Genomic DNA, 19,399 nt, shown 5'->3' with positions numbered 1-19,399 from the left:
GTGCGTCTCAGAACGCCGCGTAGAGCCGGCCGGGGTTGAAAATTCCCTTGGGGTCGAGCTGAGCCTTGAGGTTACGGTGATACTTCGTCAACACCTCGGGCAACGGTGTGAAGGGTTCCACATCGGCCGGGCGTGGGCCGTAGCAGGTGGCGTGGCCGCCGGCGTCGCGGCAGGCCTGTCGCACGGTTTCGGCGTCAAGTTCGGCGCGCAACCAGCGCTGGGCACCGGCCCAGTCGTGAATCAACAGCCGCTCGTCGATACCGGGAAGATCCAGTGGCGGCGCACGGTGGGGCAGCGAGAGTCGCCACAGCGGCGCCTGGCCGGCGCGGAAGTAAGGCATCTGCTGGTCGCGTAGGGCGGTCCAGAAAACATTGTCGAGCTCGTCGCCGCCGATGCGCGCGCGGGTGGCGGCCACCGAGCTAGGGCCGCCTTCCAGACGCAGATGCAGGGCGCCATCGAGCCAGGCGGCGGCGCTGATCGGCAGCGGTTCGCGGCCCCACTCGGCCAGGCGAAGGCGGGCCTCTTCGAGCGGCAGCTCCAGATGCAGGCTCTGCACGGCGCCCGGTAGCGGCAGCACCTTGAACGAGACTTCGGTAATCAGGCCCAAGGAGCCCTGCGCGCCGACCATCAGTCGCGACAGGTCATAACCTGCCACGTTTTTCATCACCTCGCCGCCGAAGCGCTGCTCGATGCCTTCGTGATTGATCACTCGCGTGCCCAGCACGAAATCGCGCACCGCGCCGGCCCAAGGCCGCCGCGGGCCGGAGAGGCCGCTGGCGACCATCCCGCCCACAGTGCTTGCCTCACCGTAGCGGGGCGGCTCAAAGGGCAGCATCTGGCCGTGCTCGGCAAGGGCCGTCTCGAGCGCGGCCAGCGGCGTGCCGGCGCGCACCGAAACCACCAGCTCCACCGGATCGTAGAAGCTGATGCCGCAGTGCTCATGAGTGTAGAGCTCTTCGCCTTTCACCTCGCGGCCGTAGAAAAAGCGAGTGTCGCCGCCGACGATGCGCAGCGGGGTGCCGTCGGCGTTGGCCTGTCGGATGCGCTCGGCAAGGGCTTCGCTGGCATCGTGGTCGTGGGGAGTCGTTGCTGTTGCCATGGTCACTCCGTCAGCCTTGCTGTGCACCGGGGGCGGTGTCGGCAGTCGCACTCTTGATGGTTCGGAACTCCGAGCAGCGCGCCGGGGTGGGAATGTTCTTGCCCGGGTTGAGCAGGTCGCGGGGGTCGAAGGCGGCCTTGGCGGCGCGGAAGGTGGCCAGCTCGTCGGGGCGGAACTGGGCGCACATCTGATTGATCTTCTCGCGGCCGACGCCGTGTTCGCCAGTGATGGAGCCGCCCACCCGGACACACAGTTCCAGGATCTCGCCGCCCATCGCCTCGGCCACGGCCAGCTCGCCTTCGCGGTTGGCATCGAACAGGATCAGCGGATGCATGTTGCCGTCGCCGGCATGGAACACGTTGGCTACCTTCAGCCCATAGCGCTCGGAGAGGTCGCTGATGCCCTTCAGTACGCGGGCCAGCTCGCGGCGGGGAATGGTGCCGTCCATGCAGTAGTAGTCGGGCGACATGCGCCCCACCGCGGGGAAGGCATTCTTGCGCCCGGCCCAGAACCTGGCGCGCTCGGCGTCGTCGCGGGCCTGCTTAATGCCGGTGGCACCGGCATCTTCGAGCACGCGACGCACGGTCTCGCTATCGTCGTCGACATCGGCCTCGACACCGTCGAGTTCGCAAAGCAGGATCGCCTCTGCATCAACCGGGTAGCCGGCACCGATGAAATCCTCGGCGGCGATGATGGCGAGCTTGTCCATCATCTCCAGGCCGCCGGGGATGATGCCGGCCTCGATGATTGCGCCCACGGCATTGCCGGCTTTCTCGACGTCATCGAAGCTGGCCATCAGCACCTTGGCGACCTCGGGCTTGGGCAACAGCTTGACGGTGATTTCGGTAACCACGCCGAGCATACCCTCGGAGCCGTTGAACAGCGCCAGCAGGTCGAAGCCGGGGGCGTCGAGGGCGTCGCTGCCCAGCGTCATATGCTCGCCTTCGATGGTGAGGACTTCCACCTTGATCACGTTGTGGACGGTCAGGCCGTACTTGAGGCAGTGCACGCCACCAGCATTCTCGGCCACGTTACCGCCGATCGAGCAGGCGATCTGCGACGAGGGGTCCGGGGCGTAGTAGAGCCCGTAGGGCGAGGCTGCCTCGGAGATGGCCAGGTTGCGCACGCCGGGCTCAACCCGGGCGGTTCGCGCCTCGGCATCGATCTCGAGGATGCGCGAGAAGCGTGACATCACCAGCAGCACGCCGTGCGTGAGCGGCAGTGCGCCGGCGGAAAGCCCGGTGCCGGCACCGCGGGTCACCACCGGCACGCCGAGTCGATGGCACTCCTTGAGCAGCCGTTCGACCTGCGCCATCGAGTCGGGCAGCGCTACCAGTAGTGGCAGGGTACGGTAAACCGAGAGCCCGTCGCACTCGAAGGGGCGCATGTCCTCCTCGCGATGCAGCAGGGTCATGCCCGGAATGGCCTGAAGAAGTGTGTCGCGGATGGCCGCCTGGTCCAACTCGGGGGTCGGGCCGTCGAGCCTTTCATCGAAGAGGATGTTCATCAAGCGCCTCACTGCAAGTCTTGGCGGCGGGTTATCCTTGTGCAGGAATCCAATTTGCGCCCCGCCGGCCGTCTTGTCCAGCCTGTGGTCTACTGGTATTACCAGTTGTTTATAATTACCTTGGAAATAATTTTCATGTTACACCATGGCGCAATCATCAGGCGGTTACAAGCCGCTGCACCGCGCCCGGAGGAGCCATGCTTGAAAGTACTGAACCACTGATGCGAGCACGTACGCCCGATGCGGTGGCGGCCCGCCTGGAGCGGCTGATTCTCGATGGTGTGTTTCGCCCCGGGCAGCTGTTGCCTTCGGAACGGCGCCTGTGCGATCGACTCGGTGTCTCGCGTACCTCGCTTCGCGAAGGGCTGCGTGTGCTGCGCAGCAAGGGCATCATCGTCACCCGGCAGGGGCACGGTTCGGTAGTGGCGGAGCTGGTGGCCGGGCGCGACGACAGCCCGCTGATGCACCTGTTTCGCGATCATCCACGGACCCTGTTCGATCTGCTCGAGGTACGCTCACTGCTCGAGGGCGAATCGGCCAGGCTGGCCGCGGAGCGCGCCACGCCGGCCGACCGCGTGCTGATCCAACGTCGTTACGAAGCCATGGTCGAGTACGTCGAGCGGGGCGAGATCGAAGTGGAGCAACTGGCACACCTCGATCATGCCTTTCACCTGGCCATCTGCCAGGCCTCCCACAACCCGGTCCTGGTGCACACGCTGCAGTCGCTGACCGATCTGCTGCTGAGCTCGGTCTTCGCCTCGGTGAAGAACCTCTATCACCGCGAGGCACCGAGACAGATGATCAACCGCCAGCATGCCCGGCTCTACCGGGCGGTGATGGAGGGCAAGCCCAAGTCGGCCCGGCGCGCCGCACTCGATCACCTGTCGGGAATCGAGGCGCAACTGCGCGAGATCGAGGCGGAGGATCAGCGCCTGGAGCGTTCGGCGATGCGGCTCAAGGAGTGGGCGTGAGATCAGGCATTGACGGTATCGAGCGTTTTCTCATTCTCGATGACACCAGCCAGCGAAGCCACCTCGAGTTTGTTGCAGAGGTGGTCGCGTAGTATCTGCCCCAGGCGTTTCCCGTCACGTGACTCAAGCGCCAGGATCATGTGCTCGTGATCCTGAACGGCGCGGCGCCAGAAATCGTCGGTCATCTTTTTCGAATAGCGCACGCGTTTCACGCGCTGGCTGAGGTTGCTGTACATCTCCTGCAGTACCTCGTTAGCCGAGGCGGCCAGTATCCCCTCGTGGATCTTCTGGTTGACCTTGAAGTACTCCGGCAGGTTGCGGTCGTGGTAGTGCCGGAGCATCTCGTCATGCAGTGCACGTATGGCCTTTATGCCCTCATCGCTGATGTTCTGGCAGGCGAGCTCGCCGGATAGCCCCTCGAGAGTTCCCATCAGGTCGTAGGTATCCTTGACCATCTTCAGCGTCAGGCGCATGACACGGGCTCCACGGTTGGGCAGTAGCTCGATCAGGCCCTCGGAGGCGAGCACCTTCAGGGCTTCTCGTAGCGGTGTGCGGGACACCCCGAACCGTTCGCAGAGCTGCTTCTCCGATATTCGCTCGCCCGGTGCGAGATCCCCCTGCTCGATGAGTTCCCGGACGCGGTCGGCCACTTCCAGATAAAGGCTGCGATGCTGGATTTTACTCATGGCATGAAGTCCTAGAGGCGTTGGCGTCCCGATGGTCCCGGCCGGTGTTCCCTCTGCGTCGCCGAGCCCTACTTATTCATCTCGGCGGAAACGGGTCCGACTGGCATTCTTTCACAGAAGATATTATGAATTCAAAATTCAACTAATATCTACTACCTGACCATCATAAGGAGTCTCCCATGGCCGGCAAAGTCTTCCGCAGTCAGTTTCAGCTTGGTCGTTCCCAGGCCAGAGCCATCATCGACGGGGCTTTCGCCATGGCGCGCGATACCTCGTTGGAGCCTCTTACCGTGGTGGTGATCGACGGTGGCGGTCACGTTGTCGCCGCCGAGCGAGAAGACGGCTGTGCCCCGCTGCGCTTTCCCGTAGCTCAGGGCAAGGCCTTCGCTGCGCTGGGTAATGGCGCCTCGAGCGGCGTGATCGGGGCCCGCAATGCGGAGCGACCGGCCTTCCTCGCCAGCGTAGCTGCCGTATCGAATGGCCATTTCGTTCCGGTCCCGGGCGGCGTACTGATCCTGAATGGCGAATCCTTTGTCATTGGTGCCGTGGGCGCCAGTGGCGCATCTTCGGCTGAGGATGAAGCCGCCGCCATTGCTGGTATCGAGGCGGCGGGATTGGCCTGGGGGATCGAGCCGACATGAGGGTAAAGTCAGTATCTGTCAGATTGGTTTGACTAAAGTTTAATACCTAATAATGAATTTTGAATTCAAATTGGATTCGTAACGGTCGGACTCACCGAGCCGTTGGATGGCCGAGGATGCTCGGACCGTCGGGATGTCCCCGCGGTCCTGCAGGAGCCGCCATGGCCAGCAGACTGCCTTCGAGTGGATGTCACACCCGGGCAGCACGCCTACAACAACAAGCCAGCACCGGAGAATCCAATGAAAATGATCAAGACAGCATTCGCCTCCACCGCCCTTGCCGTCGCCATGGCGCCCGGCCTGGGGATGGCACAGACCGAGCTGCAGTTCGGCCACGTAGGCAACCCCGGGTCGCTGTTCTCCGCCTCCGCCGATGAGTTCGCCAAGCGTGCCAACGAGCGCCTGGGTGACGACTACCAGGTGGAGGTCTACGGTTCGAGCCAGCTGGGTGGCGACGACTCCATGATGCAGAAGCTCAAGCTAGGCCAGCTCACCTTCACACTGCCTTCCACCGTGATGTCCTCGGTGGTCGATGAGTTTGGCCTGTTCGAGATGCCCTACCTGATCAAGGATCGGGAGCACATGAAGCGGGTCATCGATGAAGTCATCGAACCCGAGCTCTATCCGCTGGTAGAGGAGGAGGGCTACAAGATTATCGCCGTATGGGAGAACGGTTTCCGCCAGATCACCAACAACGAGCGGCCCATCGAGACGCCCGAGGATCTGGAGGGTCTGAAGCTGCGCACGCCGAAGGGCGCCTGGCGGGTGCGCATGTTCGAGGAGTATGGCGCCAACCCCTCGCCCATGGCGCTCTCTGAAGTCTTCACGGCGTTGCAGACCGGCACCATGGATGGCCAGGAGAATCCCCTGGTGCAGATTCACTCCCAAAAGTTCCAGGAGGTCCAGGACTACCTCTCGCTGACCGGCCATGTCTACACACCGGCCTACGTGGTGGTTTCCAAGAGCCACTGGGAGGATCTGCCGGAAGACGTGCGTGACGTCCTCGAGGAGACCGCCCAGGAGGTCCAGGACTTCGTCTACGAGACGGCCGCCGAGCAGGACGAGCAACTCCTCGGCGAGATGGAAGAGGCCGGCATGGAGATCAACGAGGCCGACAAGCAGGCCTTCATCGATGCCAGCGGCCCTGTCTACGACCTCTTCGGCGAGGAAGTGGAAGGCGGCAGCGAGCTGATCGAGCGCGTGCTGGAGCTCGGCGAGGAGGAGTGATCCTCGCCCGCTGAGCCGACCTTCCCGACCGCCCCTCATGGGGCGGTCCCTCCCTGACTCGACGGAGTGTTACCTCCATGTCCCTGGCAAGATTGCGATCCGGCTTCGAGTGGTTGCTCGAAGTCATCACCATGTTTCTAGTGGTGTCGCTGGCGGTAGTCGTGCTGCTCGGCGTCACCTTCCGATTCGCTGGCAACGCCCTGAGCTGGTACGACGAGGTCGCCGCCGTGATGCTGGCCTGGGTGACCTACTATGGCGCCGCCCTTGCCGCCCTCAAGCGCGGCCACATCAGCGTGCCCGGTCTGGTCTATGCCCAGCCGCGTCCGGTGCGCATGATCCTGGTGGTGATCGGCGAGGTAATCATCCTCGGCTTCTTCGTGATGCTCGCCGTCTACGGCGTGCATGTCATCGGCATTATCGGCGGATCGACCCTGGTCAGCGTGCCGATACCGGTCTGGGTGACCCAGTCGACCATTCCCATCGGTGCCGGGCTCTACGTGATCGCCGAGCTGATCAATCTGCCTACCATCATGCGCGAGGCCTGGCACGGCAAGGCGCCGCCTTCGGAGCTCGACATCGTGGAGGAACTGCAATGACGACTGCCCTGATCCTCCTGTCAGGCCTGGCGATGATCTTCATCAACATTCCCATCGCTGTGGCCCTCGGCGCGGTGTCGCTGCTGGCGATGCTGGTTCTGCAGGGCTCGAACAGCCTGCTCAGCTTCCCCATCGTGATGTTCGAGGGGGCGACCAAGTTCCCGCTGATCGCCATCCCGCTGTTCATCCTGGCCGGCGCCATCATGAACACCGGCGGCATCTCCCGGCGGCTGATCGACTTCGCCTCGGCCCTGCTGGGGTTCATCCGCGGCGGCCTGGCGATGGTCAACGTCGGCACCTCGCTGTTCTTTGCCGAGATATCCGGCTCGGCGGTGGCCGATGTGGCGGCCCTGGGCTCCATCCTGATGCCGGCGATGAAGAAGAAGGGCTATCCGGCCCCCTTCACCGCTGCCCTCACGTCCTCCTCGGCGTCGCTCGCCATCATCATCCCGCCCTCGATCCCCATGATCCTCTATGCCGCCATGGCCGATACTTCCGTGGTGCAGCTGTTCGTGGCCGGCATCGTGCCGGGCGTCGTCGGTGGCCTGCTGATGATGGCGCTCTCCTGGTACTTCGCGGTGCGCTACAACTGGCCCGTGGAGCAGGTCTTTCAGCTCAGCCGGGTGTGGAGCACCTTCAAGGCCGCCGGCCTGGCCTTCGTGCTGCCCCTGCTGATCCTCGGGGGCATCTTCGGTGGCTTCATGACCGCCACCGAGGGCGCCGCCCTGGCGGTGGTGGCCTCGCTGGTGATCAGCGTCCACTACCGTGAGCTCAAGTGGGCGAAACTGAGGGCGGCGATGGTCGAAGGTGGCGTCCAGACCGCGGTGGTCATGCTGCTGGTGGCAAGCTCCGCGCTGCTGGGGGACTTCCTTACCCGGGCCCAGCTGCCGCAGACACTGGCCGCAGTGATCGGCGACTTCACCAATAACAAGTACATGGTGCTGGCGCTGCTCAACATCTTCCTGCTGCTGATTGGCATGATCCTACACTCGGCGGCGGCCATCATCCTCACCGTGCCTATCGTCATGCCGCTGGTGATGATGGTGGGCATCGACCCGGTCCACTTCGGCATGATCGTCACACTCAACCTGGCCATCGGCCAGCAGACGCCGCCCGTCGCCAGCGTGCTGATGACCGCCTGCTCGGTGGCCAAGGCGGACATCTGGGAAGTGTCCAAGGCCAATGTGCCCTTCGTCGTTCTCCTGTTCGTGCTGCTGATGCTGGTGACCTACGTGCCGGTGTTCCCCATGGGCCTGGTGGAGTTCTTCTACCGGTGAGCCCGATGACCCTGAGAGGAGAATGCGATGGCTGATGCCTTGATCTTTCGACGCGAGGGCAACCTCGCCTGGATCGGCTTCAACCGGCCCGAGAGCCGCAACGCCATGACCTGGGAAATGTACGACGCGCTCGAGGCCTGCTGTGACCGGCTGAGCGAGGATGACGACATCCAGGCCGTGGTGCTGCATGGTGTTGGCGGCGAGGCATTCGTGGCCGGCACCGATATATCTCAGTTTGCCCACTTCGATGCCCCCGAGGACGCCGTCGGCTATGAGCGGAGAATAGACCGGGTCGTCGGCAAGCTGGAACGCTTGGCCAAGCCCACTATCGCCCTTATCGAAGGCGCCTGCGTGGGCGGTGGGGCAGCCTTGGCGCTGGTCTGCGATTTCCGCTATTGCACGCCGTCGTTGAAGTTCGGCGTACCCATCGCCAGAACGCTGGGCAACACCCTGTCGATGACCAACGTCTCGCGAATGGTGGACATGATCGGCGTCGCCCGCACCAAGGAGGCGCTGATGATGGCCAAGCTGTTCGGTGCCGAAGAGGCTCGGCAGTCGGGGTTGGTCAACGGCGTCTTCTCTGCCGAGACGATCGTCGACGAAGTGACCGCCATCGCCGCCGGATTCGGTCGGCGCGCGCCGCTTACCGTCCAGGCCAGCAAGGCGCTGGTGGGGCGGGTAATGGAAGAGCGCCGTGCCGCCGCGAACGCCAGCGACGACTGGGTCACCACCTGCTACATGAGCGATGACTTCAAGGCAGCTGTGAACAAGTTTCTGCACAAGACACCCTTCGAATGGACCGGCCGCTGACCTCCGCGCGTCACGCCAGCCACGCGAACCACATAAAGCGAGGTGAAGCCCATGCTTCCCCTGGAAGGACTCAAGGTACTGGACGTCTCACAGATCATGGCCGGCCCCTACTGCACCATGGTGCTGGCCGACATGGGGGCGGAAGTGGTCAAGGTCGAGAAGCTCAACGGTGGCGACGACAGCCGCCAGATGGGCCCCTACGTCAACGACGAATCGACCTGCTTTTCGCAGATCAACCGTAACAAGAAGAGTATCTCGCTGAACCTGAAGGACGAGCGGGCTCGGGATATCTTCTATCGCCTGGCCAAGGACGCCGACGTCATCGTCGAGAACTATCGCACCGGGGTGACCCGGTCGCTTGCGATTGACTACGACACCATCAAGGCGATCAATCCGGGCATTGTCTACTGTTCCATTTCCGGCTACGGCCAGACTGGCCCCTACAGCCATCGCGGCGGTTTCGACCTGGTAGCCCAGGGCATGACCGGCTTGATGTCGATGACCGGGGAGAAGGGTCGGCGGCCGCTGAAGACCGGCATCGCCGTCTATGACATCGGTGCGGGGATCACGGCCGTCTACTCGATCCTGGCCGCGTACATCCATCGTATGGCCACTGGGGAAGGCCAGCATATCGACATCGCCATCACAGAATGCGGGCTGCCCTGGTTCACCTGGGAAGCGGCCGCCTATTTCGCCGAGGGCAGGGTACCCGAGCCCACCGGCTGGCGGCATCGTGTCTCTGCCCCTTATCAGGCGGTCAAGGCCAGCGACGGCTACATCATGCTGGGCTGTGCCAATCAGCGTACCTGGGAGCGCTTCTGCCGAGATGTGCTCGAGCGTGAGGATCTGATGGCCGAGCCGCGCTTCCTGACCAACCACGACCGTGGCCAGCATGTCGAGGAACTCGAAGCAGTACTGGAAGCGATCATGGTCGAGCGGGATATGAAGTACTGGCTGGACCTCTGCGACAAGGCAGGGGTGCCGGCCGGTCCGATCAATGACTTCGCCCAGGCGATGCAGGACGAACACTACCTGGCACGAGGCATGGTGCAGGAGATGCAACACCCGGTGATCGGCAAGATGAAGACCATCGGCTTTCCCAGCAAGTTTTCTCGTACCCCTTCACAGATCAGAAGCCCGGCGCCTCTGTTCGGCCAGCATACAGATGAGGTGCTGGCGGGGCTCGGCCTTTCCAGGGAGCAACTTGAGACGCTGCGAGAGGAGGGCTGCATCAAATAACTTTTATGCTGACTGAAAATGAATTCATTATCAAAAATACAAAACAATTATCGGAGATAGACGCATGTTGAATCTCGATTTCCATCCATCCGGTCGCCACTTCCTGCAAATCCCCGGCCCCTCTCCGGTACCTGACCGCATCCTGCGGGCCATGAGCCTGCCGACTATCGATCACCGTGGTCCGGAGTTCGGTGCGCTCGGGCGTGAGATCCTCGGCAAGATTCAGCAGATTTTCAAGACACAGAACCCGGTGATCATCTACCCGGCATCCGGCACCGGAGCCTGGGAAGCCGCACTCTCCAACACTCTGTCGCCGGGCGACCGGGTGTTGATGTTCGAGACAGGACACTTTGCATCGCTGTGGCACAAGATGGCGCAGCGCCTGCAGCTCGAACCCGAATTCCTCGGTTTGCCCGGCTACGAGGGCTGGCGTCACGGGGTCCAGGCCGACATGATCGAGGCGCGTCTGAAGAAAGATACGGCGCATGAGATCAAGGCGGTTTGTGTGGTCCACAACGAGACATCTACCGGCGTGACCAGCGACATCGCCGCGGTGCGTCGTGCCATCGATGCCGTTGACCACCCGGCGCTGCTGCTGGTCGACACTATCTCGGGCCTGGCCAGTGCCGACTATCGGCATGACGAATGGGGTGTGGACGTGACCATCTCGGGTTCCCAGAAGGGCCTGATGCTGCCCCCGGGCATCAGCTTCAACGCCGTTTCCGATAAAGCCATCGAGGCCAGTTGCCACAATCGCATGCCGAAGAGCTTCTGGGCCTGGGACGAAATCCTCGAGGCCAACAAGAATGGCTACTGGCCCTATACCCCCAGCACAAACCTCCTCTACGGTCTCAACGAATCGCTGGATATGCTGCTCGAGGAGGGTCTGGACAACGTACTCGCGCGCCACCAGCGCTGGGCCGCCGGTGTGCGCACGGCGGTCGAGGCCTGGGGGCTGGAGATTCAATGCCAGGATCCGACGGTCTACTCGCCTGTGCTGACCGGGGTAGTGGTGCCCGAAGGTGTCGATGCCGACGAAATCCGCAAGATCATCTACGAGCGCTTTGACCTGTCGCTGGGCATGGGGCTGGGCAAGGCCAAGGGCAAGATGTTTCGTATCGGCCACCTGGGCGACTGCAACGACCTGACCCTGATCGCCACGCTAGGCGGCTGCGAGGCGGGAATGAAACTGGCCGGGGTAGAGCTCAAGGAGAGTGGCGTCTGCGCCGCGCTCGAGTACTTCGCCAACCATCCGCTGAAACGCGCCCGTTGACCATCGGCTTTGATCAGCTCGGCTAGGAGGCAAGCATGACTTCCCTGAAGGATAACGCCCGGCCTCGGGATGCCCGGGTCAAGCCGGTCACCGACTTGGCCGCCCGGCTTTCCCGGGAGCTGCAAGGCGAAGTGCTGTTCGACAACGCCTCCCGGGGTCGCTACTCGACCGATGCGTCGATCTACCAGGTGATGCCCGTCGGAGTGGTCATTCCCCGAGACCAGCACGATCTGAAGTTGACCCTGGACATCGCACGCGACGCCCGGGTGCCGGTGCTGGCGCGAGGCGCCGGTACCAGTCAGTGCGGCCAGACGGTTGGCGAGGCGGTTGTGATCGACAATTCCCGTTGGCTCAACCAGATCGTCGAGTTCGACGCCGAGGCGCGCACCGTGGTGGTCGAGCCGGGCATCGTGCTCGATCACCTCAATGCGTGGCTCAAACCCCATGGGCTCTGGTATCCGGTGGATGTCTCCACCAGCGCTCAGTGCACCCTCGGCGGCATGGCCGGCAACAACTCCTGCGGGTCGCGCTCGATCCGCTATGGCAACATGGTGCATAACGTCCTGGGCATCGACGCCTGGCTGGCCGACGGCAGCGAGGGAAGCTTCGGGTTCGTGGATGAGCTGCCTGCCACGGGGCGGGTGCGGGAGCTGGCGGAGGGCGTCAAGGCGATTGCCGTGGGCGTGGCACCGGATATCCGCGAGCACTTTCCGAAGGTGTTGCGGCGGGTGGGCGGTTACAACCTTGATATCTTCCATTGCCAGAACCCCAAGCCCTACGATGCCGAGGGCCGCGTAAACCTGGCCCATCTGTTGGTGGGTTCCGAGGGCACCCTGGCGGTCAGCCGCCGCATCAAGCTCAAGCTCTCGCCGCTTCCCGAGCACAAGGTGCTCGGCGTGGTGAATTTCCCGACCTTCTACCAGGCTATGGATGTCACCCAGCACATCGTCACCCTCGATCCCTCCGCGGTAGAGCTGGTCGATCGCACCATGATCGAGCTGTCGCTGGAAAACCCCTCGTTTCGTCCGGTGATCGAAAAGGCATTGATCGGCAAGCCCGAGGCAATCCTGCTGGTGGAATTCGCCGGTGCCGACTGCGACGCCCAACTGGCCTCGCTGGCCAGCCTCAATGAGTTGCTGGCCGAGCTGGGGTTGCCGGGATGCGTGGTCGACATGCCGGAGCCGGCCGAGCAGAAAGCGCTATGGAACGTGCGCAAGGCGGGGCTCAACATCATGATGAGCATGAAGGGTGACGGAAAGCCGGTCTCCTTCATCGAGGACTGTGCGGTGCCGCTCGAGCATCTGGCCGAATACACCGACAAGCTGACCGAGGTTTTTCATCGTCATGGTACCGAGGGCACCTGGTACGCCCATGCCAGTGTCGGCACCCTGCATGTGCGGCCGATACTCGACATGCGCCGCGGTGGCGCCGAGAAGATGCGCGAGATTGCCGAGCAGGCCTCGGCACTGGTTCGTGAATACAAGGGGGCCTACTCCGGTGAGCACGGCGACGGCCTGTGTCGCGGCGAGTGGGTGGCCTGGCAGTTCGGCAGCACTCTCAACGACGCCTTCAAGGAGGTGAAACGGCGCTTCGACCCCGACAACCTTCTCAATCCGGGCAAGATCGTCGATACCCCCAAGATGGATGAGGAGCGATACTTCCGCTTTTCGAGCGACTATCGCAGGATCCCGCTGAGCCCGGTGTTCGACTGGTCGCCGTGGGACGTCAAGCGCGACCCGCTGACCGGCGAGCAGAGCGCGCCCGGTACCGGCGGCGATGTCACCCACGGCCTGGCCATGGCGGTCGAGATGTGCAACAACAACGGCCACTGCCGCAAGTTCGACGCCGGCACCATGTGCCCCAGTTACCGTATCACTCGTGATGAGCAACACCTGACCCGTGGACGCGCCAACACCCTGCGCCTGGCATTGTCCGGTCAACTCGACGGCGAAGGGCTGGCCAGCGATGACGTCAAGGAAGCGCTCGATCTGTGCGTGTCGTGCAAGGGATGCAAGCGCGACTGCCCCACGGGCGTCGATATGGCCAAGTTCAAGATCGAGGCGCGCACCGCCCGGGCCAAGGCCAAGGGGCTCTCGCTGCGTGACCGCCTGGTCGGCGAGATGCCGCGCTACGCCCCCTGGGCGAGCCGATTCTCGGGCTTGCTGAGCGCTGCCGAGCGGATGCCATTCTTCTCGCGACGAGTCAAACAGGCGCTGGGCCTGGCAGAGCAGCGTGACTTCCCCAAATTTCGCGGCAACTTCCTTGCCGAACACCAGGGACAAGCGGCACAGGCGTCCCGCGAGGTGCTGTTGTTCGTCGACACCTTCAACAACTACATGGAGAGCGAAAACGCCCGTGCCGCCAAGCGAGTGCTGGAGAGGGCCGGCTATCAGGTGCATCTCAACGTCAAGCCGGGCGAACGTCCCCTGTGCTGTGGTCGCACCTACCTCTCCTCCGGCCAGTTCGACAAGGCCAAGGCCGAGGCGAGGCGCTCCCTCGATCATCTGATGCCTTTCGTCGAGCGCGGCGTATCGATCGTCGGGCTCGAGCCGTCGTGCCTGCTGAGCTTGCGCGACGAGTTCCTGCAGTACGGCTTCGGGGAGGCGGCACAACGGCTTGCCGAGTCGGCCCTACTGTTCGAAGAGTTCCTGGTGAAGGCACATGACGCCGGTGAGTTGCCACTAGAACTCAAGCCGGTCGGTCACGCAAGGGCATTGCTGCATGGCCACTGCCACCAGAAGGCCTTCGATGCCTTGCGGCCGGTCGAGCGGGTGCTCGCATGGATACCGGAACTCGAGGTAGTGACGATCGAGTCCTCATGCTGCGGCATGGCGGGCAGCTTCGGCTACGAGGCAGAACACTACGACGCCTCGCAAAAGATGGCGGAACTGTCGCTCCTGCCGACGATCCGTGAGGCCGGCGACGATGCCGTACTGGTGGCCGATGGAACCAGCTGCCGTCACCAAATCCGCGACGGCAGCGGCCGCGAGGCGATGCATGTGGCCCGTTTGCTCGAGCAGGCGCTGGCTTGAGCGCCGACAAGCCCTCATCATGGCGTGAGCGAGCCGGGGCGGCAGCCGTCGCCCTTTGCCGTGCTCGGCACAGAGACACAGAGGCGAGGCCCTTCATGATCGATCTACGCAGTGACACCGTGACCCGACCCACACCGGCCATGCGCGAGGTCATCGCCCATGCCGAGGTGGGGGATGACGTATGGGGAGACGACCCTACGGTCAACGCCTTCGAGCAGGGCACCGCCGAGCAGGCTGGCAAGGCCGCCGCACTGTTGTTCCCCTCGGGCACGCAAAGCAATCTCTGCGCACTGCTGACCCACTGCCAGCGAGGCGAAGAGGTAATCGCCGGGCAGCTCTCTCACCTTTACCGAGACGAAGGCGGAGGAGCCGCGGCCCTGGGCGGCATTACGGCCCAGGCCCTGCCCCATGAGGACGATGGCAGCCTGGACCTAGGTGCGCTACACGCCGCGGTGAAGGGGGATGACATTCATCATGCCCGCACCCGCCTGCTGGCGCTGGAGAATACCTTTCGTGGCAAGGTGCTGTCACAGGCCTACCTGACGGCGGCAACGGACCAGGCCCACAGTCAGGGGCTTTCCACCCATCTGGACGGGGCGCGGCTGTTCAATGCCGGCGTGGCCTCGGGGCAGTCCCTCGCCGAGTTGTGCCGCGGCTTCGATTCCGTATCGTTGTGCTTCTCCAAGGGGCTCGGGGCGCCGGTGGGCTCGTTGCTGCTGGGAGACGCCGATTTCATCGCCCGGGCTCGGCGGTGGCGCAAGACGCTGGGCGGCGGCATGCGCCAGGCGGGGGTCCTGGCCGCGGCCTGCCAACATGCCCTGGAACATCACGTCGAGCGTCTGGCCGAGGACCATGACAACGCACGGCGCCTGGCCGAGGGGTTGCAGGCCGTGCCGGGAGTGGAAATCCGTGCCTGCGATACCAACATGGTATTCGTCGCGTTTCCCGAGGCACACTGCCGTGCCCTGCAGGCTCACCTCGAGGCCCGCAGCATCATGCTCGCGGTGGGGCCGGTGACCCGCCTGGTGACCCACCTGGACGTAAGTGAGGAGGACATCCAGCGGGTGGTGGCGGAGGTGGGCGGCTACTTTGCCGGTGCCGGAAGCGAGCTTCCGGTCTCGGCGATCTGATATCCCAGCGGAGGAGCTTGTCATGGCGATCTACCGGTATGCAGAACACTGCCCCGAGATTCACGCCGACGTATATGTGGCGGAAACCGCCGACGTGATCGGGCAGGTAACGCTCAAGCGTGGCGCCAGTGTCTGGTACCAGGCGGTGCTTCGCGGCGATACCGACCACCTCGAAGTGGACGAAGAGAGCAATATCCAGGACGGGGCCGTGCTGCATGCTGATCCCGGGTTTCCGCTCAAGGTGGGCAAGGGCGTGACCGTAGGTCACCAGGCGATGCTGCACGGCTGCACCATCGGCAACGGTAGCCTGGTCGGTATACAGGCGGTGATTCTTAATGGTGCCGTGATCGGCGAGAACTGCCTGGTGGCGGCGGGCGCCGTGGTCAAGGAGGGGGCCGAGTTTCCACCGAATTCGCTGATTGTCGGCGCCCCGGCAAAGGTCATTCGCGAGCTTTCACCCGACGTGATCGAGGGGATGGCCAGGAATGCGGCGGGCTATGTCGAGCGAGGCAGACGGCATGCAAGCGAGCTCGAGCGCATCGGTTGAGCTTGGTAGAATACGAAAAAGCCCCGCGTCCATGAGGACGCGGGGCTCGTGCTTGTGTTGGACTTGTCAGCCGCCGACTTGCATCAGCGGGTCGGTTACGCCGAGGACATAGAAGGCGATCAGGCCGATCAGGCCGGTGAAGATCAGATAGTAGAGCGTCGGCAGGATGGTCTTGCGGATGGTTTCGCCCTCGCGGCCGAGCAGGCCCACGGTGGCCGAGGCCGCGACCACGTTGTGGATGGCGATCATGTTGCCCGCGGCGGCGCCGACGGCCTGTAGCGCCACCATCATGGCGGTGGAGACGCCCAGCGCACCGGCGACATTGAACTGGAACTCGGACAGCATCAGGTTCGATACGGTGTTCGAGCCGGCGATGAAGGCTCCCAGCGCACCGACTGCCGGTGCGAAGAAGGGATAGACGCCACCCACGCTGTCGGCCACGAACTGAGCCATAGCCACCGGCATCGACACCAGGTCGGCGGCGTTGACCCCGGAGTTGATCAGTATCCGCACCATGGGGATGGTGAAGATGAGCACGAAACCGGCGCCGAGCAGCGTGCGTGAGGATTCGCCGAAGGCCGCCTGGAGTTCGCCGATTCGCATGCGATGCAGCACGGCGGTGACCAGTACCACCATCAGCAGGATGCCCCCCGGCAGGTATAGCGGGGCGATGCTACCGGAGACGCCGGCTTCGCCGAGGATGTTACTCCAGCCAAAGGCGAAGCCGGTGAGCGCCTCGCGCAGCGGGTCGATGACGCGCGACGCCACCAGGAACAGTGCCAGCAGCACGTAGGGCAGCCAGCCCATCCAGGTGGAGAGCGGGGTCTTGCCGGCGATGTCGTCGATGTTGATCTCGATCTTGCCGATCCAGCCGGCCGGCCAGGCGCTACGCTCGGGGAAGTCCCAGGTATCCTTGGGCAGCAGAAAGCCGCGGCGTGCCGCGGGCACGACGATGGCCAGGCCGACCATGGCGCCGATCATCGACGGGAACTCCGGCCCCAGCAGCACGCCCGCCAGGGCATAGGGCACCACGAAGGCTACGCCGGTGAACAGTGCGAACGGCGCAATGGAGAGCCCTTCCTTCCAGGAGCGGTTGGCGCCGAAGAAGCGCACCATGATCACCACCATGATCAGCGGCATCAGGATGCCGACGATGCCGTGCACGATGGCGACTTCGGCGGCGATCAGGCGGAAGTATTCGAGCCAGGTGTAGCCGCCGGCCTCGAGCTGCTCGGTGATGGCGTTCATGTTGACGCCCCCGGAGACGCCGACCACGATCGGCGTGCCCACGGCACCGAAGGAGACCGGCGTGGATTGGATCATCATGCCCACCACCACGGCGGAGAGAGCGGGAAAGCCGAGCGCGACCAACAGCGGTGCAGCCACGGCGGCGGGCGTGCCGAAGCCCGAGGCACCCTCGATGAAACAGCCGAACAGCCAGGCTACGATGAGCGCCTGCACCCGGCGGTCGGGGCTGATGCCGGAGAATCCGTTGCGGATAGCCGCGATACCGCCGGAGTGCTTCAGGGTATTCAACAGCAAGATCGCGCCGAAGATGATCCACAGGATCGAGACGGTCAGGATAAGGCCCTGGAGCGTAGAGGCGAGCACCCGATTGACACTCATCTCCCAGGCGAGCAGCCCGATCAGGGCGGTTACCACGAAGACGATCGGCATGGCGGTGCGAGCGGCCATGCGAAAGCCGATAAGCAGTACGCCGGCCAGTATCAGCGGCGTGAAGGCGAGTAGAGCTAGGGTCGTATCCGACATGGACGTTTCCTCGATTCTCCTTGTTGAGTACACCAACGCGACTTTCGCGGCGGCGCAACTTGGCGCGTGCGGCCGGCGGGAAGCAACGATACGAAGTGCAATCGCAAGTTGCCATCTTGGATAATTGGTATTACCAATATTGACTAAGGGGTGTCGGTCGTACGTTTTTACATTTCTTGTTGGAATTCAAAAAATTGCCTTTCATTAAAAGGGGCTTTCCGGTGCTGGGGGTACATTCGTTGTTAGACTAATGGACAGGCTGACGGCCACGGCGTCGCCAGCCACAGCCTGGTTGGCATCCTGCCGGCAAGGCTGGCACTATCCATCTACGACTAACGATTTCGCCAGGAGGCGTCATGGCAAGGGTTCTCTTTGATCTCTGCGGCATCGACGAAGGATTGCGCTTCTCTCCCTACTGCTGGCGCGTACGCTACGCGCTGGCCCACAAGGGGCTCGATGCCGAGACACGCGCTTGGCACTTCACCAACAAGGAAGCGCTCGCCTTCGCCGACTACGACAAGGTGCCGGTGCTGGTCGACGGCGACGACACGATCACCGACAGCTATGCGATCCTGCGTTATCTAGATCGCACCTATCCCGAAGCTCCGCTGCTGGGAGATGGTATGGCCGAGGCTCGAGCTCGCTTCTTCAAGCACTACGCCGAGCGCGCCCTGGCGCCGGCCATGATGCGCACCATCATAATGGACCTGCTCAACGCCATCGATCCCAAGGATCGCGACTACTTCCGCGAGACCCGCGAGAAGCGCTTCGGCAGAACGCTCGAGGAATTCCACTCCCCGGCCAAGGGGCTGGCGCAACTGGATGCAGCGCTCGAGCCGTTGCGGGGGTGCTTGAAGGAAGCCGATTACGTTGACGGTGAGTCGCCTGCCGCCGCCGACTATCTGCTGTTCGGAACGTTCATGTGGGCGAGGGTAGTCTCCACCGCCGACCTGGTATCGAATGCCGACCCGGTCTACGGCTGGATAGAGCGCATGCTGGATCTGCATGGTGGGCTCGGACGCAGAGCAATGCGCATAACGGATATCGAAGGCGCCTATCGCTGACGCTCTTGAGCCAGTTTGTTCGTCCTATTGACCCCGCATGCTGCAACGCACAAAAATTATTGCAACGCACAAGTCGAACTGCTATGTTGCATTGCAACAAGGCTCCTTCCTGCCTTGGCAACGCAACGATGGAGGTGTCTCATGAGCAAGACTCAAGAAAAGACTACCCAGCAGTTCGAAACTCTGTTCTTTGGCCCGGCGCGTGCCTATGGCTCGCTGACCCTGGAATATTACGAGAAGCTGCTGTCGGCTCAGATGGAAGCCTTCCGTAGCTACTCCGACCTGAGCCTGGCCCAGGCCCGTGCCTGGACCGATGTCAAGGACTCCGAGGGCCTCAAGCAGGTCTTCGAGACCCAGCAAAAGGCCGCCAAGGAACTGGGCGAGCGCCTGCAGGGCGACACCAAGAAAGTGGTCGACTTGAGCCAGGAGTTCCTGCAGAAGGGCCAGCAACTGGCCGAGCAGAACGTCAAGGCAGCCAGCGCCGCGACCAAGTAAGTCGCAGCCAGCGCTCAGCGCCTAAGGCCGCTACC

At 63.4% G+C, this 19,399-nt stretch carries 17 protein-coding genes; 13 read left to right on the top strand and 4 right to left on the bottom strand.

Annotated features, from left to right (window positions below):
• Positions 1–7: 7 nt before the first annotated feature.
• Positions 8–1,099 (bottom strand): glycolate oxidase subunit GlcE, encoded by a 1,092-nt coding sequence (glcE, locus tag HNO52_RS16220; protein WP_197566276.1) that lies wholly within the window; start codon positions 1,097–1,099, stop codon positions 8–10.
• A 10-nt stretch (positions 1,100–1,109) separates the two neighbouring features.
• Positions 1,110–2,606: a glycolate oxidase subunit GlcD gene (gene glcD / locus HNO52_RS16215; protein ID WP_197566275.1), complete on the bottom strand. Its 1,497-nt coding sequence runs from the start codon at positions 2,604–2,606 to the stop codon at positions 1,110–1,112.
• A 197-nt stretch (positions 2,607–2,803) separates the two neighbouring features.
• On the opposite strand from glcD, the gene glcC reads away from it, so the two are divergent.
• Entirely contained in the window at positions 2,804–3,577 is a 774-nt protein-coding gene (gene glcC / locus HNO52_RS16210) for a transcriptional regulator GlcC (RefSeq protein ID WP_197566274.1), read from the top strand.
• A 2-nt stretch (positions 3,578–3,579) separates the two neighbouring features.
• On the opposite strand, the gene HNO52_RS16205 is transcribed toward glcC, so the two are convergent.
• Positions 3,580–4,263: a GntR family transcriptional regulator gene (locus HNO52_RS16205; protein WP_197566273.1), complete on the bottom strand. Its 684-nt coding sequence runs from the start codon at positions 4,261–4,263 to the stop codon at positions 3,580–3,582.
• Between the two features lie 179 nt (positions 4,264–4,442).
• Here HNO52_RS16205 and HNO52_RS16200 point away from each other — a divergent pair, with 179 nt between their 5' ends.
• The 10 genes from HNO52_RS16200 (at position 4,443) to HNO52_RS16155 (ending at position 16,035) form a co-directional block, all read left to right on the top strand.
• Positions 4,443–4,904: a GlcG/HbpS family heme-binding protein gene (locus HNO52_RS16200; protein ID WP_197566272.1), complete on the top strand. Its 462-nt coding sequence runs from the start codon at positions 4,443–4,445 to the stop codon at positions 4,902–4,904.
• 240 nt (positions 4,905–5,144) lie between these two features.
• On the top strand, positions 5,145–6,131 hold the full coding sequence (locus HNO52_RS16195) for a TRAP transporter substrate-binding protein (RefSeq protein ID WP_197566271.1): 987 nt from the start codon (positions 5,145–5,147) through the stop codon (positions 6,129–6,131).
• A 77-nt stretch (positions 6,132–6,208) separates the two neighbouring features.
• On the top strand, positions 6,209–6,727 hold the full coding sequence (locus tag HNO52_RS16190) for a TRAP transporter small permease (RefSeq protein ID WP_197566270.1): 519 nt from the start codon (positions 6,209–6,211) through the stop codon (positions 6,725–6,727).
• A complete protein-coding gene (locus HNO52_RS16185; protein WP_197566269.1) occupies positions 6,724–8,004 on the top strand; it encodes a TRAP transporter large permease in 1,281 nt (426 codons plus the stop codon). Before HNO52_RS16190 ends, HNO52_RS16185 begins: the two co-directional genes overlap by 4 nt.
• 27 nt (positions 8,005–8,031) lie before the next feature.
• A complete protein-coding gene (locus HNO52_RS16180; protein WP_197566268.1) occupies positions 8,032–8,814 on the top strand; it encodes an enoyl-CoA hydratase in 783 nt (260 codons plus the stop codon).
• 51 nt (positions 8,815–8,865) lie between these two features.
• Positions 8,866–10,053: a CaiB/BaiF CoA transferase family protein gene (locus tag HNO52_RS16175; RefSeq protein WP_197566267.1), complete on the top strand. Its 1,188-nt coding sequence runs from the start codon at positions 8,866–8,868 to the stop codon at positions 10,051–10,053.
• A gap of 64 nt (positions 10,054–10,117) precedes the next feature.
• Positions 10,118–11,326, top strand: a complete 1,209-nt coding sequence (locus tag HNO52_RS16170; protein ID WP_197566266.1) for a pyridoxal-phosphate-dependent aminotransferase family protein — start codon at positions 10,118–10,120, stop codon at positions 11,324–11,326.
• 35 nt (positions 11,327–11,361) lie between these two features.
• The gene (locus tag HNO52_RS16165) at positions 11,362–14,358 is read left to right on the top strand and encodes an FAD-binding and (Fe-S)-binding domain-containing protein (protein WP_197566265.1); all 2,997 of its coding nucleotides are present in this window, start codon (positions 11,362–11,364) and stop codon (positions 14,356–14,358) included.
• 95 nt (positions 14,359–14,453) lie between these two features.
• Complete coding sequence (gene ltaE / locus HNO52_RS16160) at positions 14,454–15,488, top strand: low-specificity L-threonine aldolase (protein ID WP_197566264.1); 1,035 nt, start codon at positions 14,454–14,456, stop codon at positions 15,486–15,488.
• A gap of 22 nt (positions 15,489–15,510) precedes the next feature.
• Positions 15,511–16,035, top strand: a complete 525-nt coding sequence (locus HNO52_RS16155; RefSeq protein WP_197566263.1) for a gamma carbonic anhydrase family protein — start codon at positions 15,511–15,513, stop codon at positions 16,033–16,035.
• Between the two features lie 66 nt (positions 16,036–16,101).
• Here the strand turns inward: HNO52_RS16155 and HNO52_RS16150 are convergent, their stop codons facing one another.
• Positions 16,102–17,805 (bottom strand): L-lactate permease, encoded by a 1,704-nt coding sequence (locus tag HNO52_RS16150; protein ID WP_197566262.1) that lies wholly within the window; start codon positions 17,803–17,805, stop codon positions 16,102–16,104.
• A 356-nt stretch (positions 17,806–18,161) separates the two neighbouring features.
• On the opposite strand from HNO52_RS16150, the gene HNO52_RS16145 reads away from it, so the two are divergent.
• Both HNO52_RS16145 and HNO52_RS16140 read left to right on the top strand, forming a co-directional pair.
• Positions 18,162–18,869: a glutathione S-transferase N-terminal domain-containing protein gene (locus HNO52_RS16145; protein ID WP_197566261.1), complete on the top strand. Its 708-nt coding sequence runs from the start codon at positions 18,162–18,164 to the stop codon at positions 18,867–18,869.
• Positions 18,870–19,010: 141 nt separating this feature from the next.
• A complete protein-coding gene (locus tag HNO52_RS16140) occupies positions 19,011–19,364 on the top strand; it encodes a phasin family protein (protein ID WP_197566260.1) in 354 nt (117 codons plus the stop codon).
• Positions 19,365–19,399: the final 35 nt, after the last annotated feature.

This window comes from Halomonas sp. MCCC 1A13316, assembly GCF_014931605.1.
Taxonomy (GTDB): Bacteria; Pseudomonadota; Gammaproteobacteria; order Pseudomonadales; family Halomonadaceae; genus Halomonas.
The sequence above is the reverse complement of the archived record's forward strand: the minus strand, read 5'-3'. Positions and strand labels throughout refer to the sequence as shown.